This window comes from Curtobacterium sp. NPDC089991 (assembly GCF_044748425.1).
In the GTDB taxonomy this organism is placed as follows: Bacteria; Actinomycetota; Actinomycetes; order Actinomycetales; family Microbacteriaceae; genus Curtobacterium.
On the sequence record NZ_JBIVGB010000002.1, the window covers coordinates 150,769 to 167,031 of the forward strand.

The following is a 16,263-nucleotide window of genomic DNA, read 5'->3' on the forward strand; positions in this document are numbered from 1 at the left end:
CCGGGCCACGTCGAGAGCGTCAGCCGCGCGCGACACGCACCCGGTCCGCGAACGCTGCGTGCAGCGGGTGCTCCGCGGCCAGGCCGGTGATCTGCGTCACCACGTCGGCATCGGACGCGTCCGAGGCCAGGAGCGCCTGCAGCTCGACGCTCTGCTCGTCGTCGGCGACGTCGAAGCGGAGTGCCGCGCCCATCGCGTCGAGCAGTGCGGTCGGCTCGGTGCCGTCCTCGGCCAGCGCCGCGGCGGGCGAGACGAAGCGCTCGTCGCGCGACAGCTTGCGGAGCGGCTGCCGGCCGACGCGCGTCACCGTGTCGGGCAGGTGCGGGTTCTCGAACCGGGCGATGATCGCCTGGACGTAGGCGCGGTGCACCTCGGGGTCGAGTTCGTGGCGGCGGACGAGCAGGTCGCTCGTCTCGGCCAGGACGGACTCCAGCTCGGAGCGCACCGCGGGGATCGCGATGGCGTCGGAGATCTTGTCGGCCCCGGCGACGAAGCCGTGGTACGCGACGGTGGCGTGCCCGGTGTTCACCGTGAAGAGCTTGCGCTCGATCGAGGCAGCGAGGCCGTCGACGTAGTGCGCGCCGGGGATCTCCGGCTCGTTGCCGCCGAACGGCGTGCGGTCGATGGCCCACTCGAAGTAGGTCTCGACGGTGACGTCGAGGCCGGCGCCCTCGGGCTGGGCCGGCACGATGCGGTCGACGGCGGTGTTCGCGAAGACGGCCTTCGCGAGTGCCGCGTCACGGCCCTCGGCCGGGAGCGCGTCGACGATGAACTCGCGCAGACGGTCCGTGGCGTTCAGGGCGTTCTCGCACGCCATCACGGCGATGGGCGCAGCGTCCGCGTCGCGCTGCTGCAGCGCCCGCGCGATCACCGGGGCGATGAACTTCAGGACGTTCGGGCCCACCGCGCAGGTGACGATCGCGGCAGTGGCGATCTCGGCGACGACACCGTCCTCGTCCTGCGCGCTGTTCAGGGCGCGGAAGTTCGTGACCTCGTGGTCCTGCGCTCCGGTGCCGACCTCGTGCACGGTGTACGAGTCGGCGGCGGCGAGGGCGTCGATGAGCGGCGCGGCGACGTCGGCGAAGACGACCTCGTAGCCCGCTTCGTGCAGGAGGAGCCCGACGAAGCCGCGGCCGATGTTGCCGGCACCGAAGTGGACGGCGGTGCCCCGGTCGGTGGTGCTCACTCGTTGACCTCGCCGAGGATCGACAGGATCGCGCTGGTGTCGGCCGCGTCGGTGAGCTTCTGGACCTCGTCCTCGTCCGAGAACACGATCGCGATCTTGGACAGGATGTCGAGGTGCTCGTTGTTCACGCCGGCGATGCCGACGACGAAGCGCACGGGGTTGCCGTCCCAGTCGATCGGGCTGGCGTAGCGGATGAACGACAGCGCGGACGACTTGATGGCGTCCTTCGCGTCGTTCGTACCGTGCGGGATGGCGAGGAAGTTGCCCATGTACGTGGACACGCTCTTCTCACGCTCGAGCATCGCCGGGTAGTAGTCAGCGGTGACCGCGCCCGCAGCTTCGAGGATCTCGGCCGCCTCCTTCATCGCCTCCGACTTGGTCGGCGCGGTGTCCTCGGTGTGGATCCGGATCTGGCTCTCCTGCAGGACGGGCATCGTGGTTCTCCTTGGTGTTCGAGGACGTGACGGAGGGGACGGGGATGTCCCCGTCCCCTCCGATACTGCACTTCGTTACTGGTGGTGGCGTTACTGGTTCTTGAGCTGGTCGACGACCTGGTCGTACTGCGGCGCGTTCATGAAGTTGCCGACCGACACGTGCTGTGCGTTCGGGTTCTTCTGCTTGGCGCGGTCCGTCAGTTCTTCCTGCGTGATGATCAGGTCCTCGTCACCGGACAGGTTCGCGATCGCCTTGTTGGTGACCGTGACCCCTTCGATGCCCGCCTTCTTGATCTTGTTGCGCAGGACGCTGGCGCCCATGGCGCTCGACCCCATGCCCGCGTCGCAGGCGAACACGAGGTTCTGGACCTTCGTCGCGGTGGCGGTGGTTCCGGCGGCGGCTGCCTCTTCCGAGTTGGCCGGGGCGGTGCCGCCGAAGAGCCCTGCGGTCGCGGCGTTCGCGTCGCGGCCCTTGGTGGCCTGCATCTTGTCGAACGCTGCGGTCATGTCGCCGCCGCCGTTGGCGAGGTCGCGCTTGCGGCTGGCCAGCAGGAAGAACGACGCGACTGCGAAGGTGACCGCTGCGGACAGGATGACCGACAGGATGACGCCGACGTAGCTGTCCTTCGCCGTCGCCGTCAGCACGGCGAAGATCGATCCGGGCGAAGCCGGGGCGACCAGGCCGGAGCCGAACAGGACGTTCGTGCCGACGCCCGTCGCACCACCGAGGATGACGGCGATGAACAGGACCGGCTTCTGCAGCACGTACGGGAAGTAGATCTCGTGGATGCCACCGAAGAACTGGATGAGGATCGCACCGGGAGCGGTCGAGCGGGCGATGCCGACACCGAAGAAGGTGAAGGCGAGCAGGATGCCCAGACCGGGGCCGGGGTTCGCCTCGAGCAGGAACAGGATCGACTTGCCGGAGTCCTGCACCTGCTGGGCGCCGAGCTGGTCGAGCACACCGTGGTTGATGGCGTTGTTCAGGAAGAACACCTTGGCCGGCTCGATGATGACGCTGGCGAGCGGCAGCAGCGAGTGCTGGACGAGGAAGTTCACCGCGTCGCCGAGGCCCTCGGCGATGAGCTTGAACAGCGGGGCGAGCCAGAAGAACCCGACCATCGCCAGCCCGAAGCCGAGGATGCCGGCCGCGTAGTTGTTGACGAGCATCTCGAAGCCCGGCTTGATCTTGCCGTCCCAGATCTTGTCGATCTGCTTGATGAGGTACGCGCCGAGCGGCCCGCAGATCATCGCGCCGAGGATCATGATCGTGCCGTTGGCGCCGAGGATGACGCCCATCGCCATGATCGAGCCGACGACGGCGCCGCGGGTCTCGTAGATCATCCGGCCGCCCTGAAAGGCGATCGCGAGCGGGATCAGGTACGTCAGGATCGGGCCGACGAGACCGATGTTGGCCACACCGTCCGTCTCACCGAACCCGCCGAGGATCCCGACGGGGGTCCATCCGGTCTCGATGAAGAAGGCGGTGATCAGGCCCCACGCGATGAAGATCGCGATGTTGGGCATGACCATGCCGGAGAGGAACGTGCCGAACTTCTGAACGGCGACGCGTGCGCCGCCCCGCGACTTCGCGGGTGCGTCGGGCGCTGCAACGGACGACGTTGTCATGTGCGGTGACTTTCTGTGTGGTGGAGCTGCTGCTGGTGCGGACGGGGTGTTGGGGATGGTGCGGCTCAGACGGCGTGCGCAGCCGCCGCGGCGGACTTCGCGGCCGCCGCCGTGGACGCGGCGAGTGCCGCCTGGGCCATCTCGCGGGCCTGCTCGAGCGTGTGCTGACCGAGTTCGGCGCGCACGTCGGCCAGGGCCGCGGGGGTCATGGAGAGGGTGGTGGCGCCGAGGCCGACGAGCACGACGGCGAGCAACGGGTCGGCTGCGGCCTCACCGCAGATGCCGACGGGCTTGCCCGCGTCGGCACCGGCCGCACCGAGCTGCGCGACGAGGCGCAGGACGGCGGGGTGCCACGGGTCCTGGTACGACGCGACGGTGCCGAGCATGCGGTCGGCGGCCATCGTGTACTGGGTCAGGTCGTTCGTGCCGATCGACACGAAGTCCGCGTTCTGGAAGACCTGTTCGGCCATCAGGGCGAGCGACGGCACCTCGGCCATCACGCCGGCGGTGCGGATGCCGAGCTCGCGGGCCAGGGTGACGAAGTACTCGGTCTCCTCGGCGTCGGCGACCATCGGGGCCATGACCCAGAGGTCGGCCTCGGTCGCAGCGTCCGCCTGGGCCAGTGCGACGAGCTGGTCGCGCAGCACCTCGGGGTGGTTGCGCAGCGCACGGAGTCCGCGACGGCCGAGCGCCGGGTTCTCCTCGTCCTTGTCGGTGAGGAACGGCAGCGGCTTGTCGGCACCGGCGTCGAGCGCACGGACGACGACCTTCTTGCCCGGGAACGCGGCGAGGAGCTGACGGTAGGACTCGGTCTGCTCGTCGACGGTCGGCGCCTTCGGCGAGTCGAGGAAGAGGAACTCGGTGCGGAAGAGCCCCACGCCCTCCGCACCGAGAGCAACGGCGCCCGCGGCGTCGGCGGGGCTGCCGAGGTTCGCGAGCAGGGGCACGACGTGGCCGTCGGCCAGGGCACCGGCGGTGAGTGGAGCGGCGGCCGCGGCGAGCCGGTCGGCGATGCGCTGCTCGACGTCGGCCACCAGGGCTTCGGACGGCTCGGTGACGACGGTGCCGGCGACGGCGTCGACGACGATCGACTGCCCGTCGACCAGGTCGTCGGCACCGGTGACGCCGACGATCGCGGTGATGCCCTTGGCGCGGGCGAGGATCGCGGTGTGCGAGGTCGGGCCGCCGTCACGGGTGACCAGCGCGAGGACCTTGTCGAGGTCCAGCAGTGCGGTGTCGGCCGGAGCGAGGTCACGGGCGACGAGGACGAACGGGGTGTCCGACTCGGGGACACCGGGGGCGTGCACGCCGCGGAGCTTCGCGATGATGCGCTGGGCGACGTCGTCGAGGTCGGCTGCGCGCTCCCCCATGTAGCCGCCCATGCCGACGAGCAGGTCGCGGAACTGCGCGAACGCCTCGTACACGGCACGCTCGGCGTTGGTGCCGCCGTCGATGCGCGTGTGCACGTCGTCGAGGAGGGTCGGGTCCTGCGCCATGAGCGCCTGCGCCTCGAGCACGGCCTGGGCGTCGCCGCCGGCGAGCTGTCCGCGCTTGTTGAGGTCCTCGGCCACCGCGGCCAGTGCGTCGTGCACGGCCTGCTTCGCGTCGTCCGCCGAACCGGTCAGGGCGTCCTTCGACGGTTCGCCGAGCGGGTCCGCCATGCGGAGCACGGGGCCGTGGGCGACGCCACGACCGACGCCGGTGCCGAGCAGTTCGGACATTCGAGACTCCTTCATCTCACACGCGCTTGCGGTGGGGTGTTCGTTCGGTGCGCGCACGGCTGAGACGGGACCTCGCCGGTGCGGCTGAGCAGCACACTACCCCGATCCGCGTTGACAAACAAACACATCCGGGGATAAAAATGCAGAAACAGATGCCCGTTTGCGTCTGGCGGCCAGCCGCTCCGGCTCGGTTCCGTCAGGTTCGTGCCCGGTCATGTCCGTTCCGTTCCGACCAGGAGACGACGAGGTCCGATGTACGCACCAGAACGCCACCAGCGCATCGTCGAGCAGGCGCGCGCGCAGGGGCGGGTCGACGTCAAGGACCTCGCCGAGCTGCTCGAGGTCACGCCCGAGACCATCCGCCGCGACCTCACCTCGCTGGAGCGACGAGGATTGGTCCGACGTGCCCACGGCGGGGCCATCCCGGTCGAGCGCATCACGATCCACCCCGGTGTCGGCGACCGGGGCGGCATCAACCAGGCCGAGAAGATGGTCATCGCCGAGGCCGCGCTCGAGGAGCTGCCGGAGAACGGCTCGATCATGATCGACGCCGGCACCTCCACCATCTGCCTCGCCGAGATGCTGCCGACCGACCGCGGACTCACCGTCGTCACCCACTCGCTCCCCGTCGCGATGGCCGTCGCGAACCGGCCGGGCATCGACCTGCACCTGCTCGGCGGCAACATCCGCAGCGACTCCCTGGCCGGCGTCGGCACGTGGACGCACCAGCTCATCGGCATGGTGAGCGTCGACGTCGCCTTCGTGAGCATCAACGGCATCACGCCGGAGCGCGGCCTGACGACCCACAACATGGCCGAGGCCGCGGTGAAGTCGGCGATGATCAAGTCCGCCCGCCGCAGCATCCTGCTCGCCGACCACACCAAGTTCGGCCGCGAGGAGTTCGGCCGCGTCGCACCCCTCGCCGCCATCGACACGATCATCACCGACCCCGCCGTCAACCTCGACCTGGTCCGCGAGGTCGAGGCCGCCGGCACCGAGGTGTTCTGGCCCGGTCGACCCTGACCGCTCGCCCGACCCGCCCATCCGGCGCTCGCTAGCATGAGCGCACCACCCATCGACAGGAGTACATCGATGTCCGAAGCCACCCGCACCGTGACCGTCGCCAGCGCGTCCGGCCTGCACGCGCGCCCCGCGTCCCTCTTCGTCCAGACCGTGACGGCCTCCGGCCACCAGGTCACGATCGCCAAGGGCGACAAGTCCGGCAACGCCGGCAGCATCCTCGCCCTGCTCGGCCTGGGCATCGAGAACGGTGACGAGGTCAGCCTCACCGTGACCGGCGACGACGCCGAGACCACCGCCGACAGCCTGGTCGAGTTCCTGCAGACGGACCACGACGCGGCCTGACGCCGCACTGCGACGGACGGGAGGCACGGTGCCAGCTGGCACCGTGCCTCCCGTCCGTCCTGCGGTCCCCCGCACTGCCGGGCCCGCGCCCGCCCCGTCCGTCCGGCCCCGTCCGGCCCCGCCGAGGTTCCGAAATCTCGGCATCTCGACCCGCCACGGGCCGGTCCGTGGAACCTCGGCGGACGGCACGCGGCGAGTCGTGGAACCTCGGACCGGTGCGGTCCGGGGCTGTCGGCGCCCGCCGATAAGGTGGTCGGCATGACACGCCTGCGCCTCGCATCCGTCAACGTGAACGGCGTCCGCGCCGCCTTCCGCAAGGGCATGGGCGATTGGCTCGCCACCCGCGACGTCGACGTGCTCGCCCTGCAGGAAGTCCGTGCGTCGAGCGAGGACCTGGCCGGTCTGCTCGGCGACGAGTGGGACATCGTGCACGACCCCGCGACCGCCAAGGGCCGGGCGGGTGTCGCGATCGCGTCCAGGCACTCGGCCCAGATCCACCGCGTCGCCCTCGGACCGGACGAGTTCGACTCCGCCGGCCGCTGGCTCGAGGCCGACTACGAGATCGGCGGCACCACGGTCACGGTCGTGTCCACCTACGTCCACTCGGGCGAGGTCGACACCCCCAAGCAGGACGAGAAGTGGAAGTTCCTCGACGCCATGACCGAGCGGCTGCCCGCCCTCCGCGCGCACAACCCGCTCGCCGTCGTCGTCGGTGACCTCAACGTCGGGCACGACCAGCGCGACATCAAGAACTGGAAGGGCAACGTCAAGCGAGCGGGCTTCCTGCCGGGCGAGCGTGCCTACTTCTCGCGCTTCTTCGGTGCCGACGGCGAACCGGTCGAGGGCGCTGACGGCTCGACGGGCCAGGGGCTCGGCTGGGTGGACGTCGGGCGTGCGCAGGCCGGCGACGTCGAGGGGCCGTACACGTGGTGGTCCTGGCGCGGCCAGGCGTTCGACAACGACACCGGCTGGCGCATCGACTACCAGATGGCCACGCCCGACCTCGCGGCGAAGGTCACGGAGTACACGGTCGACCGCGCCGCGGCGTACGACCAGCGATGGTCCGACCACGCCCCCGTGGTCGTCGACTACGAACTCTGATCCCCACTCGTTGCGCTCCACCTGACCCACAGGAACACCACCATGACCAAGACCCGCATCTTCTCGGGCATCCAGCCGTCCGCCGGCTCGCTCCACCTCGGCAACTACGTCGGGGCGCTCATGCAGTGGCGCGACCTGCAGGACGACTTCGACGCCATCTACTGCGTCGTCGACATGCACGCGATCACCTCGCCGCAGGACCCGGCCGAGCTCCGCGCGAGCACCCGGGCGACGGCCGCGCAGTACATCGCGTCGGGCATCGACCCGACGAAGTCGACGCTGTTCGTGCAGTCGCACGTGCCGGCCCACGCCGAGCTCGCCTGGGTGCTCAACACCCTCACCGGTTTCGGTGAGGCGAGCCGGATGACCCAGTTCAAGGACAAGTCGGCGCGGCAGGGGTCCGAGGCCGCGTCGGTCGGGCTCTTCACGTACCCGGTCCTGATGGCCGCCGACATCCTGCTGTACGACACCAAGGTCGTGCCGGTCGGCGACGACCAGCGCCAGCACGTCGAGCTCACCCGCGACCTCGCCGGACGCTTCAACTCGCGGTTCGGCGACACGTTCGTCGTGCCCGAGGCCCGCATCGGCACCGAGACGGCGCGCATCTACGACCTGCAGGACCCGACGAGCAAGATGAGCAAGTCGGCGGCGTCCGACAGCGGCCTGATCCGGCTGCTCGACGACCCGAAGCGCACCGCGAAGAAGATCAAGTCGGCCGTCACCGACGACGAGCGCGAGATCCGCTCCGACCGGCAGGCGAAGCCGGGCGTGACGAACCTGCTCGCGATCCTGTCCGCCTTCAGCCGGACCCCCGTCGCCGAGCTCGAGGCATCGTTCGCGGGCAAGGGCTACGGGGACCTCAAGGGCGCGGTCGCCGACGCCGTCGTCGCCGAGCTGGAGCCGGTGCGCACCCGCACGCTCGAGCTGCTCGACGACCCGGCGGAGCTCGATCGACTGCTCGCCGTCGGAGCGGACCGTGCCGAGTCCATCGCGCAGGAGACCCTGGCGCGTGTGTACGACCGGATCGGGTTCGTCCCGCGCTCGCGCGGCTGACCGTGCTGCCGGTCACGCTGGAGTCCGCCCGGGTCCGACTCGACGTCCCGACCCGGTCGGACACCGCGGCGATCACCGACGCCTGTCAGGACCCGGACATCGTCCGCTGGACGACGATCCCCACGCCCTACCGCGAACAGGACGCACGGACCTTCGTCGACGCCCTGGTCGGACCCGGCTGGGCGTCGGACCGCGAGTACACCTGGGCGATCCGTCGCCGCGGGTCGACCTGGCTCGAGGGGATCATCGGCTACCGCACCGCCGGCCGCGACCTCGGCTTCTGGCTGGCGCCCTCGGCCCGCGGTGCCGGCCTGATGCACGATGCGGTCGAGCTCGTCGTGGACTGGGCGTTCGAGGACGGTGCTCGGGACGTCTACTGGGAGTGCTACGAGGGCAACACGGCGTCGGCCGCGGTCGCACGCAGCGCCGGGTTCTCGTTCACCGGCGCCGGGCCCGCACGGATCCCCGGACGCGACGGCGGACCGACGACCGCCTGGACCGCCCTGCGCCGGGCCGACGGCGCGCCCGCATCGGACCTCTCGTGGCCCGACGCTCCGTGACGCAGCGCTCCGTGACTCGGCCCTTCATGACGCAGCGCTCCGCGACCAGGTCCCGCATGACGCCGCGTTCCCGACGATGACGCGTCACCGATCCACCGCCGGTAGGCTCGATCCGTGAGCGACACGGCACGACCCACCGAGGTCCGGGCGATGCGCCGCGGGCTCGAACTCGCGGCCCTCGGGCCCGTCGTGGGCGACCACGCTCGGGTCGGCGCGGTGATCCTCTCCCCCGCCGGCGACGTCCTCGCCGAGGGGTGGCACAAGGGTGCCGGAACCCCGCACGCCGAGGTCGACGCGATGGCGAAGGTCGATCCGACTCAGCTCCGCGGCGCAACGGCCGTCGTCACCCTCGAGCCCTGCAACCACACCGGCCGCACCGGCCCCTGCGCCGTCGCCCTGATCGAGGCCGGGGTCGCCCGTGTCGTGTACGCGATCGACGATCCGGGCGCGGACGTGCACGGCGGTTCCGACCGACTCCGCGCCGCCGGTGTCGACGTCGTGTCCGGTGTGCTCGCCGACGAGGCCGAGGCGTTCCTCGAACGGTGGCTCCTGTCGGTCCGCCTCGGACGCCCGTGGGTGACCGTGAAGTGGGCCTCGAGCCTGGACGGCCGGGCTGCGGCTGCCGACGGGACGAGCAAGTGGATCACCGGCGCCGCAGCCCGGCAGCACGTCCACGAGCAGCGTGCCGCGCACGACGCGATCCTGATCGGCACCGGCACCGTGCTCGCCGACGACCCGAGCCTGACCGCTCGGGGTGACGCGGGCGAACTCCTCGCCGACCAGCCGCTCGCGGTCGTGCTCGGTGACCGCGCCGTCCCCGACGACGCCGCGGTCCGGCGACACCCCCGTGGGCTCGTGACGCTGCCGGGGCACGACCTCGCCGCGTCGCTCGCCGCCCTGCGTGGGCACGGCGTGCACTCGGTGTTCGTCGAGGGCGGCCCCACCGTCGCGTCCGCGCTCATCGCCGCCGGGCTCGTCGACGAGTACCTCGTGTACGTCGCCCCGATCCTGCTCGGCGGACCCCGGGTCGCCCTCGACGACCTCGGGGTGGGAAGCATGTCCGGGCGTCGGCGGTTGGACGTACTATCGACCACCAGCCTGGGCCCTGACCTGCTGGTCCGAGCCCGACCGCAACGCAGCGCGACAGCGCAGCAGCACGACGCAGCACCCGGGTTCGGAGACGACGGGCCCACGAACGACCGGAGCACCCCATGACCGACGCGCTGACCTCCTCCACCCCGGGCAGCCCCGTCCAGTTCGAGGTGTCGACGAACGTCCCCACCACCCACGGCACGTTCCAGATGCGCGCCTACCGCGACCTCGTGACCGGCGCGGAGCACGTCGCGATCATCGGCGCGCTGCCCGACGGGTCCGCCCCGTCCGACGGCGCCCTGGTCCGCGTGCACTCCGAGTGCCTGACCGGCGAGGCGTTCGGCTCGCTGAAGTGCGAGTGCGGGCCCCAGCTCGACGCCGCGCTCGACACCATCGCTGCCGAGGGCGGAGTGGTGGTCTACCTGCGCGGGCAGGAAGGACGCGGCATCGGGCTCATCAACAAGCTCAAGGCCTACCGCCTGCAGGAAGACGGCCTCGACACGCTCGACGCCAACCTGGCGCTCGGGCTGCCGGCCGACTCCCGTGCGTACGGCGGCGCCGCGGGCATCCTCGCCGAACTCGGGATCACCCGCGTGCGACTGCTCTCGAACAACCCCGAGAAGCGTCGCCAGCTCGAGGAGCACGGCATCACCGTCGAGTCGCTCGTGCCGCTGGTCGTCGGCGTCTCGGCGCAGAACGCCGGCTACCTCGACACCAAGCGCGACCGGATGGGGCACCAGCTGCCCGCGCACCTCGAGGCCGGCGCCAGCGCCGGGGCGGGCGCCGGCGCAGGAGCCGCCAGCTGACTCTGGGCTGATTCGCAGGTGGGCGACATCTGTCGTACGATGTTGTCTTCCGTCACAAGCGGTCCCCCACCAACCGAACGCACCCGATCGGTGCCCGCGCCACCCAGCGCGAACCGATCGGTGTCCGCCGTTTCGGGTATCCGTGCTCCCTGCCAGGAGCGCGCACCACGGAAGACCACACGACACCCATGACCGCCGCACCGGCACCAGCAACCCCGACTTCAGCTCCGGCACCAGCAGGCAACCCGCGCTCGCGCGTCGTCATCGCCAGCCTCGTCGGCACCTCGATCGAGTTCTACGACTTCTACGTCTACGCGACGGCCGCGGTCCTCGTCTTCCCGACGCTGTTCTTCCCGAACGAGGACCCCACGGCATCGCAGCTGTCGTCGTTCGTGACGTTCGCCCTCGCCTTCTTCGCGCGGCCGATCGGGTCGATCATCTTCGGGCACTTCGGTGACCGGGTGGGCCGCAAGACCACCCTCGTCGCGTCGCTCCTCGTCATGGGCACCGCGACGTTCCTGATCGGCTGCCTGCCGACGTTCAACACCATCGGCGTGTGGGCGCCGGTCCTGCTCGCCGTGATGCGCTTCGCCCAGGGCGTCGGCCTCGGCGGCGAGTGGTCCGGTGCGGCACTGCTCGCCACCGAGAACGCCCCCAAGGGCAAGCGCGGCGTGTTCGGTTCGATGCCGCAGCTCGGCGCACCGATCGGCTTCCTGCTCGCGAACGGCCTGTTCATCGCGATCAACGCCGCGATGCCCGCCGGTGCCGACGGCACCCCGAACGCCGACTTCCAGGCGTGGGGCTGGCGCATCCCGTTCCTGCTCTCCTCGGTCCTGGTCATCGTCGGGCTCTACGTGCGCTTCAAGCTCGTCGAGTCGCCGGTGTTCCGCGGCGTCCAGGAGTCCGGCACGGTCGCGAAGATCCCGCTGGGCCGGGTGTTCCGCACCTCGTGGAAGGCGCTCATCGTCGGCACGTTCGGCATGGTCGCGACGTACGTCCTCTTCTACTTCATGACCACGTTCACGCTGTCGTACGGCACCACCGGTGCCGAGGCCGGTCCGCTCGTCCCGAAGGTCGGCCTCGGCTACAGCCGCGGTGAGTTCCTGACGCTGCTCATGATCGGCGTCGTGTTCTTCGGCATCTTCACCCCGATCGCCGGCATCCTGGCCGACAAGTTCGGGCGCCGGAAGACCCTCATCCCGACCACGATCGGCATCGCGCTGTTCGGTCTGACGTTCCAGTTCTGGTTCGCCGCGTCGCAGGGTCCGATCACGGTGGTGACGTTCCTGATCGTCGGGCTGTCCCTGATGGGGCTGACCTTCGGGCCGATGGGTGCGCTGCTGCCGGAGCTGTTCCCGACGAACGTCCGGTACACCGGCTCGGCGATCGCGTACAACGTCGCGTCGATCCTCGGTGCCTCGCTCGCACCGACGATCGCCCTGGCGCTGTGGAAGGCCGACGGCAACATCTTCCTGGTCGGGCTGTACCTGACGATCGCCGCCGTCGTGACGCTCGTCGCGCTGCTCTTCGTCCGCGAGACGAAGAGCAAGGAGTTCGCGGACGCCTGAGACGCGACCACCTGTGGGACGGGAGGCCCGGTGCCAGCTGGCACCGGGCCTCCCGTCGGTCGTCGCGTCCACCGCACGGCGCGACCCTGTCCGTCAACTCAGGTTGACAGATGTCGGCGCGTCAATGTAGGTTGACAGCCATGGATCGACCGACCATCACGAGCCTCGCGGCCGGAGCCTCCGGGGACGACCCGTTCTCCGCCCTCGCGAACGTGCGCGAGCTCCGCCGTGAACTCGACCGGACCGAAGAACTCGCTGCCCGTGCCGCCCGCAACGCCGGGGCGTCGTGGCAGGAGATCGCGACCCTGCTCGGTGTCAGCCGACAGGCAGTGCACAAGAAGTACGGCAGAAACTAGGAACACGATGAGTCTCCCCTTCGCGCGCCCCAAGAAGACCGACGGCCCCCGCGCCACCTTCGGCCGCCTGTTGTCCTACCTGTTCGAGAACAAGCCGGCGATGGTCGTCATCATCGTGCTGAGCATCCTCGGCGCCGGGGCGTCGCTCGCGCAGCCGCTGCTCGTCAACCAGGTCGTCACGGCGGTGCAGCAGGGCAACACGCTCAGCACGCTCGTCTGGCTGCTCGTCGGGCTCGTCCTGGTCGCCGGCGTCCTGAACGGTGTGCAGCACTTCCTGCTCCAGCGTGCGGGCGAGGGCGTCGTGCTCTCGACGCGCCGCAAGCTCATCGCCCGCATCCTCAACCTGCCGATCTCGGAGTTCGACACCCGCCGCACCGGCGACCTGGTGTCCCGCGTCGGCAGCGACACCACGCTCCTGCGCGCCGTCCTGACCCAGGGCCTGATCGAGTCGATCGGCGGCGCCCTCACCTTCATCGGCGCGATCATCGCGATGGCGATCATCGACCCGCTGCTGCTCGTGATCGTGGTCGTCATCGTCCTGGTCGCGATCGTGGTCGTCGGCGGACTGAGTCGGCGCATCCGGATCGCGTCGAAGCGTGCGCAGGAGAAGGTCGGCGACCTGACCGCGGCGGTCGAGCGCGGCATCGGCGCCGTCCGCACCATCCGCGCGGCGGGTGCCACCGAGCGTGAGGTGCACGAGGTCGACGGACACGCGACCGAGGCCTACCAGCGCGGCCTCGACATCGCGAAGATGTCCGCCTTCGTCGTGCCGGTGGCGAGCATCGTCATGCAGGTGGCGTTCATCGCCGTGCTCGGCGTCGGCGGGGCCCAGGTCGCCGCGGGCACCATCACCATCGCCACGCTCATCACGTTCATCCTGCTGCTCTTCATGATGATCATGCCGCTCGGCCAGGCGATGGGCGCCGCCGTCGCGGTCGCCCAGGCGCTCGGTGCGCTCGGCCGGATCGAGGAGATCCTGCACCTGCCGACCGAGGCGCAGGACGACGCCGCTGCGCGCCCCGCCGCCGCGGTCGCCTCCGACGACGCCATCACGTTCGAGCACGTCACGTTCCGGTACGCAGCTGCAGCGGATGCGTCCGGTCCGGACGGCGCCGTCGCGTCCGGCGCGGTGGACCGACCGGGAGGCCCGGATCGCCTCGCCGACGAGCGTCCGGTCGACGACGTGGTGCTCCACGACGTGTCGTTCCGCGTTCCCCGCGGCTCGCGGGTCGCACTCGTGGGTCCGTCGGGTGCTGGCAAGTCGACGACCCTCGCCCTGATCGAGCGGTTCTACGACCCGACCGAGGGCGTCATCCGGCTCGGTGGCATCGACGTCCGGGGCATGGACCGCCAGGAGCTCCGCGCCCAGATCGGCTACGTCGAGCAGGACGCCCCGGTGCTCGCCGGCACCATCCGCGCCAACCTGCTGCTCGGTTCGCCGGACGCGACCGAGGACGACTGCGTCCGCGTGCTCGAGGCGGTCAACCTCGGCGAGGTCCTGCACCGCGACCCGCGTGGGCTCGACGCCCAGGTCGGCGAGGACGGCGTGATGCTCTCCGGCGGCGAGCGTCAGCGGCTGGCCATCGCCCGCGCGCTGCTCGCCGCTCCCCCGATCCTGCTGCTCGACGAGTCGACGTCGTCGCTCGACGGCGTGAACGAGCAGAAGATGCGGCTGGCGATCGACGCCGTCGCCGAAGACCGCACCCTGCTCGTCATCGCGCACCGGCTGTCCACCGTGGTGGACTCCGACGTCATCGTCGTGCTCGAGCACGGCCGGGTCGTCGGCGCCGGCACGCACTCCGAGCTGGTCGAGTCGACGCCGCTCTACCGCGACCTGGCGAAGCACCAGCTGCTGGTCTGAGCCCCGCCGCCGGGCCCGTTCAGGCGGCGAACGGGTCCGGGGTGAGCACGTACACGGTCTCGAGGTACTCCTCGATGCCCTCGTGCGAGCCCTCGCGGCCGAGCCCGGACGACTTCACCCCGCCGAACGGGAACGCTGCGTTCGACACGACGCCCGTGTTCAGCCCGAGCATCCCGGTCTCCAGGCGTTCGGCGAGCCGCTGCCCGCGCGGGAAGTCCGTCGTGAACGCGTAGGCGATGAGCCCGAACTCGGTGTCGTTGGCGAGCCGGATGCCCTCGTCCTCGGTCGCGAAGCGGGTGATCGACACGACCGGTCCGAAGATCTCGGTCGTCAGGATCTCCGATCCCGGCTGGACGTCGTCGAGCACCGTGGGCGCGTAGTAGGTGCCGGGCCGCTCGACGCGGTGTCCGCCGGTGACGAGCCGTGCGCCGCGGGTGACCGCGTCGTCGACGAGTCCAGCGGCCTTGTCCACCGCACGGTCGTCGATGAGCGGGCCCATCGTCGTGCCGTCCTCGGTGCCCCGGCCGATGCGGAGCGCGTCGACCTTCGCGGTGAGGGCTGCCACGAACGCGTCGGCGATGCCGTCCTGCACGAAGAACCGGTTGGCGGCCGTGCAGGCCTCGCCGACGTTCCGGAACTTCGCGAGCATCGCAGCGGTGACGGCGGCGTCGAGGTCGGCGTCGTCGAAGACCAACAGCGGGGCGTTGCCGCCGAGCTCCATGCTCGTCCTGAGCACGTTGTCCGCCGCCTGCTTGAGGAGCGCGGACCCGACCGGCGTCGACCCGGTGAAGGTGAGCTTGCGGAGGCGGCGGTCGGCGATGATCGGCTCGGACAGGCCCTTGGCGTCGAGGGACGGCACCACGTTGAGCACGCCGTCCGGCAGCCCGGCACGGCGGAACAGCTCGACCAGGAACAGCGTGGTCAGCGGCGTGAGCTCCGCCGGCTTCACGACGACCGTGCAGCCGGCCGCCAGTGCGGGGCCGATCTTGCGGGTCGCCATGGCGAGGGGGAAGTTCCACGGGGTGATCGCGTACACCGGGCCGACCGGACGCTTCAGGACGATCGCGCGTCCGGTGCCCTCGGGGTTGGTGCGGTAGTCGCCGCCGATGCGGACGGCCTCCTCCGAGAACCAGCGGAGGAACTCGCCGCCGTAGACCACCTCGCCGCGGGCCTCTGTCAGGGGCTTGCCCATCTCGAGCGTCATCAGGGCGGCCAGGTCGTCCTCGTGGGCGCGGACGAGGTCGAACGCGCGGCGCAACACGTCGGAACGCTGGCGTGGTGCGGTCGCCGCCCACTCCTGCTGTGCGGCCACCGCGGCGTCGAGCGCGGCGATGCCGTCCTCGGGGGTGGCGTCGGCGACCTCGGCCAGGACGTCGCCGGTCGAGGGGTCGCGGACGGCGAACGTCGCGCCGCTCGTCGACGGGCGCCAGGACCCGCCGATGAACAGGCCCGTCGGGACGCCCTGCACGGTGACGTGGTCGTCGCCCACGGTCGTGGTGAGGTCGCCGGTCGTGGCGCTCGTGTCGGTGCT

14 protein-coding genes and 1 pseudogene are annotated in these 16,263 nt (G+C 70.7%); 10 read left to right on the forward strand and 5 right to left on the reverse strand.

What is annotated here, in order from left to right:
* Positions 1-19 precede the first annotated feature (19 nt).
* The 4 genes from ACIPV1_RS05835 to ptsP all read right to left on the reverse strand — a co-directional run bounded on the left by ACIPV1_RS05835 (position 20) and on the right by ptsP (position 4,970).
* A complete protein-coding gene (locus ACIPV1_RS05835) occupies positions 20-1,186 on the reverse strand; it encodes a mannitol-1-phosphate 5-dehydrogenase (RefSeq protein WP_123938677.1) in 1,167 nt (388 codons plus the stop codon).
* Positions 1,183-1,620 carry a PTS sugar transporter subunit IIA gene (locus tag ACIPV1_RS05840; protein ID WP_027466426.1) on the reverse strand — a complete coding sequence of 146 codons (438 nt, stop codon included), beginning with the start codon at positions 1,618-1,620 and terminating at the stop codon, positions 1,183-1,185. The genes ACIPV1_RS05835 and ACIPV1_RS05840 overlap by 4 nt, the downstream gene beginning before the upstream one ends.
* Before the next feature lie 90 nt (positions 1,621-1,710).
* Positions 1,711-3,249: a PTS mannitol transporter subunit IICB gene (locus ACIPV1_RS05845; protein WP_165903544.1), complete on the reverse strand. Its 1,539-nt coding sequence runs from the start codon at positions 3,247-3,249 to the stop codon at positions 1,711-1,713.
* A gap of 65 nt (positions 3,250-3,314) precedes the next feature.
* Positions 3,315-4,970: a phosphoenolpyruvate--protein phosphotransferase gene (gene ptsP / locus ACIPV1_RS05850; protein ID WP_173169371.1), complete on the reverse strand. Its 1,656-nt coding sequence runs from the start codon at positions 4,968-4,970 to the stop codon at positions 3,315-3,317.
* Between the two features lie 252 nt (positions 4,971-5,222).
* Between ptsP and ACIPV1_RS05855 the strand changes: the two genes are divergently transcribed.
* From ACIPV1_RS05855 to ACIPV1_RS05900, 10 genes and pseudogenes are all read left to right on the forward strand, one after another.
* The gene (locus ACIPV1_RS05855) at positions 5,223-5,993 is read left to right on the forward strand and encodes a DeoR/GlpR family DNA-binding transcription regulator (protein ID WP_111086639.1); all 771 of its coding nucleotides are present in this window, start codon (positions 5,223-5,225) and stop codon (positions 5,991-5,993) included.
* Between the two features lie 69 nt (positions 5,994-6,062).
* Positions 6,063-6,335 carry an HPr family phosphocarrier protein gene (locus tag ACIPV1_RS05860; RefSeq protein ID WP_111086640.1) on the forward strand — a complete coding sequence of 91 codons (273 nt, stop codon included), beginning with the start codon at positions 6,063-6,065 and terminating at the stop codon, positions 6,333-6,335.
* Positions 6,336-6,593: 258 nt separating this feature from the next.
* The gene (locus ACIPV1_RS05865) at positions 6,594-7,436 is read left to right on the forward strand and encodes an exodeoxyribonuclease III (RefSeq protein ID WP_402725928.1); all 843 of its coding nucleotides are present in this window, start codon (positions 6,594-6,596) and stop codon (positions 7,434-7,436) included.
* A gap of 42 nt (positions 7,437-7,478) precedes the next feature.
* A complete protein-coding gene (trpS, locus tag ACIPV1_RS05870; RefSeq protein ID WP_111084195.1) occupies positions 7,479-8,489 on the forward strand; it encodes a tryptophan--tRNA ligase in 1,011 nt (336 codons plus the stop codon).
* A gap of 2 nt (positions 8,490-8,491) precedes the next feature.
* Positions 8,492-9,049: a GNAT family N-acetyltransferase gene (locus tag ACIPV1_RS05875; protein ID WP_402725929.1), complete on the forward strand. Its 558-nt coding sequence runs from the start codon at positions 8,492-8,494 to the stop codon at positions 9,047-9,049.
* A gap of 150 nt (positions 9,050-9,199) precedes the next feature.
* On the forward strand, positions 9,200-10,264 hold the full coding sequence (ribD, locus tag ACIPV1_RS05880) for a bifunctional diaminohydroxyphosphoribosylaminopyrimidine deaminase/5-amino-6-(5-phosphoribosylamino)uracil reductase RibD (RefSeq protein WP_402726242.1): 1,065 nt from the start codon (positions 9,200-9,202) through the stop codon (positions 10,262-10,264).
* Between the two features lie 29 nt (positions 10,265-10,293).
* Positions 10,294-10,947: pseudogene (gene ribA / locus ACIPV1_RS05885) on the forward strand (GTP cyclohydrolase II); the annotation flags it as partial.
* Positions 10,948-11,135: 188 nt separating this feature from the next.
* Positions 11,136-12,515, forward strand: coding sequence for an MFS transporter (locus ACIPV1_RS05890; protein ID WP_402725930.1), 1,380 nt, complete (start codon positions 11,136-11,138; stop codon positions 12,513-12,515).
* Positions 12,516-12,655: 140 nt separating this feature from the next.
* Positions 12,656-12,871: a helix-turn-helix domain-containing protein gene (locus ACIPV1_RS05895; RefSeq protein WP_123292166.1), complete on the forward strand. Its 216-nt coding sequence runs from the start codon at positions 12,656-12,658 to the stop codon at positions 12,869-12,871.
* A 7-nt stretch (positions 12,872-12,878) separates the two neighbouring features.
* Complete coding sequence (locus ACIPV1_RS05900; protein ID WP_123938670.1) at positions 12,879-14,732, forward strand: ABC transporter ATP-binding protein; 1,854 nt, start codon at positions 12,879-12,881, stop codon at positions 14,730-14,732.
* A gap of 19 nt (positions 14,733-14,751) precedes the next feature.
* Here ACIPV1_RS05900 and ACIPV1_RS05905 read toward each other — a convergent pair whose 3' ends face one another.
* On the reverse strand, positions 14,752-16,221 hold the full coding sequence (locus ACIPV1_RS05905) for an NAD-dependent succinate-semialdehyde dehydrogenase (protein WP_402726243.1): 1,470 nt from the start codon (positions 16,219-16,221) through the stop codon (positions 14,752-14,754).
* Between the last annotated feature and the right edge of the window lie 42 nt (positions 16,222-16,263).

Coding starts and splice junctions, on each gene's coding strand:
- ACIPV1_RS05840 (WP_027466426.1), bottom strand. CDS start 1,620: ATGCCCGTCCTGCAGGAGAGCCAGATCCGGATCCACACCGAGGACACC.
- ACIPV1_RS05845 (WP_165903544.1), bottom strand. CDS start 3,249: ATGACAACGTCGTCCGTTGCAGCGCCCGACGCACCCGCGAAGTCGCGG.
- ptsP (WP_173169371.1), bottom strand. CDS start 4,970: ATGTCCGAACTGCTCGGCACCGGCGTCGGTCGTGGCGTCGCCCACGGC.
- ACIPV1_RS05855 (WP_111086639.1), top strand. CDS start 5,223: ATGTACGCACCAGAACGCCACCAGCGCATCGTCGAGCAGGCGCGCGCG.
- ACIPV1_RS05860 (WP_111086640.1), top strand. CDS start 6,063: ATGTCCGAAGCCACCCGCACCGTGACCGTCGCCAGCGCGTCCGGCCTG.
- ACIPV1_RS05865 (WP_402725928.1), top strand. CDS start 6,594: ATGACACGCCTGCGCCTCGCATCCGTCAACGTGAACGGCGTCCGCGCC.
- trpS (WP_111084195.1), top strand. CDS start 7,479: ATGACCAAGACCCGCATCTTCTCGGGCATCCAGCCGTCCGCCGGCTCG.
- ribD (WP_402726242.1), top strand. CDS start 9,200: ATGCGCCGCGGGCTCGAACTCGCGGCCCTCGGGCCCGTCGTGGGCGAC.
- ACIPV1_RS05890 (WP_402725930.1), top strand. CDS start 11,136: ATGACCGCCGCACCGGCACCAGCAACCCCGACTTCAGCTCCGGCACCA.
- ACIPV1_RS05895 (WP_123292166.1), top strand. CDS start 12,656: ATGGATCGACCGACCATCACGAGCCTCGCGGCCGGAGCCTCCGGGGAC.
- ACIPV1_RS05900 (WP_123938670.1), top strand. CDS start 12,879: ATGAGTCTCCCCTTCGCGCGCCCCAAGAAGACCGACGGCCCCCGCGCC.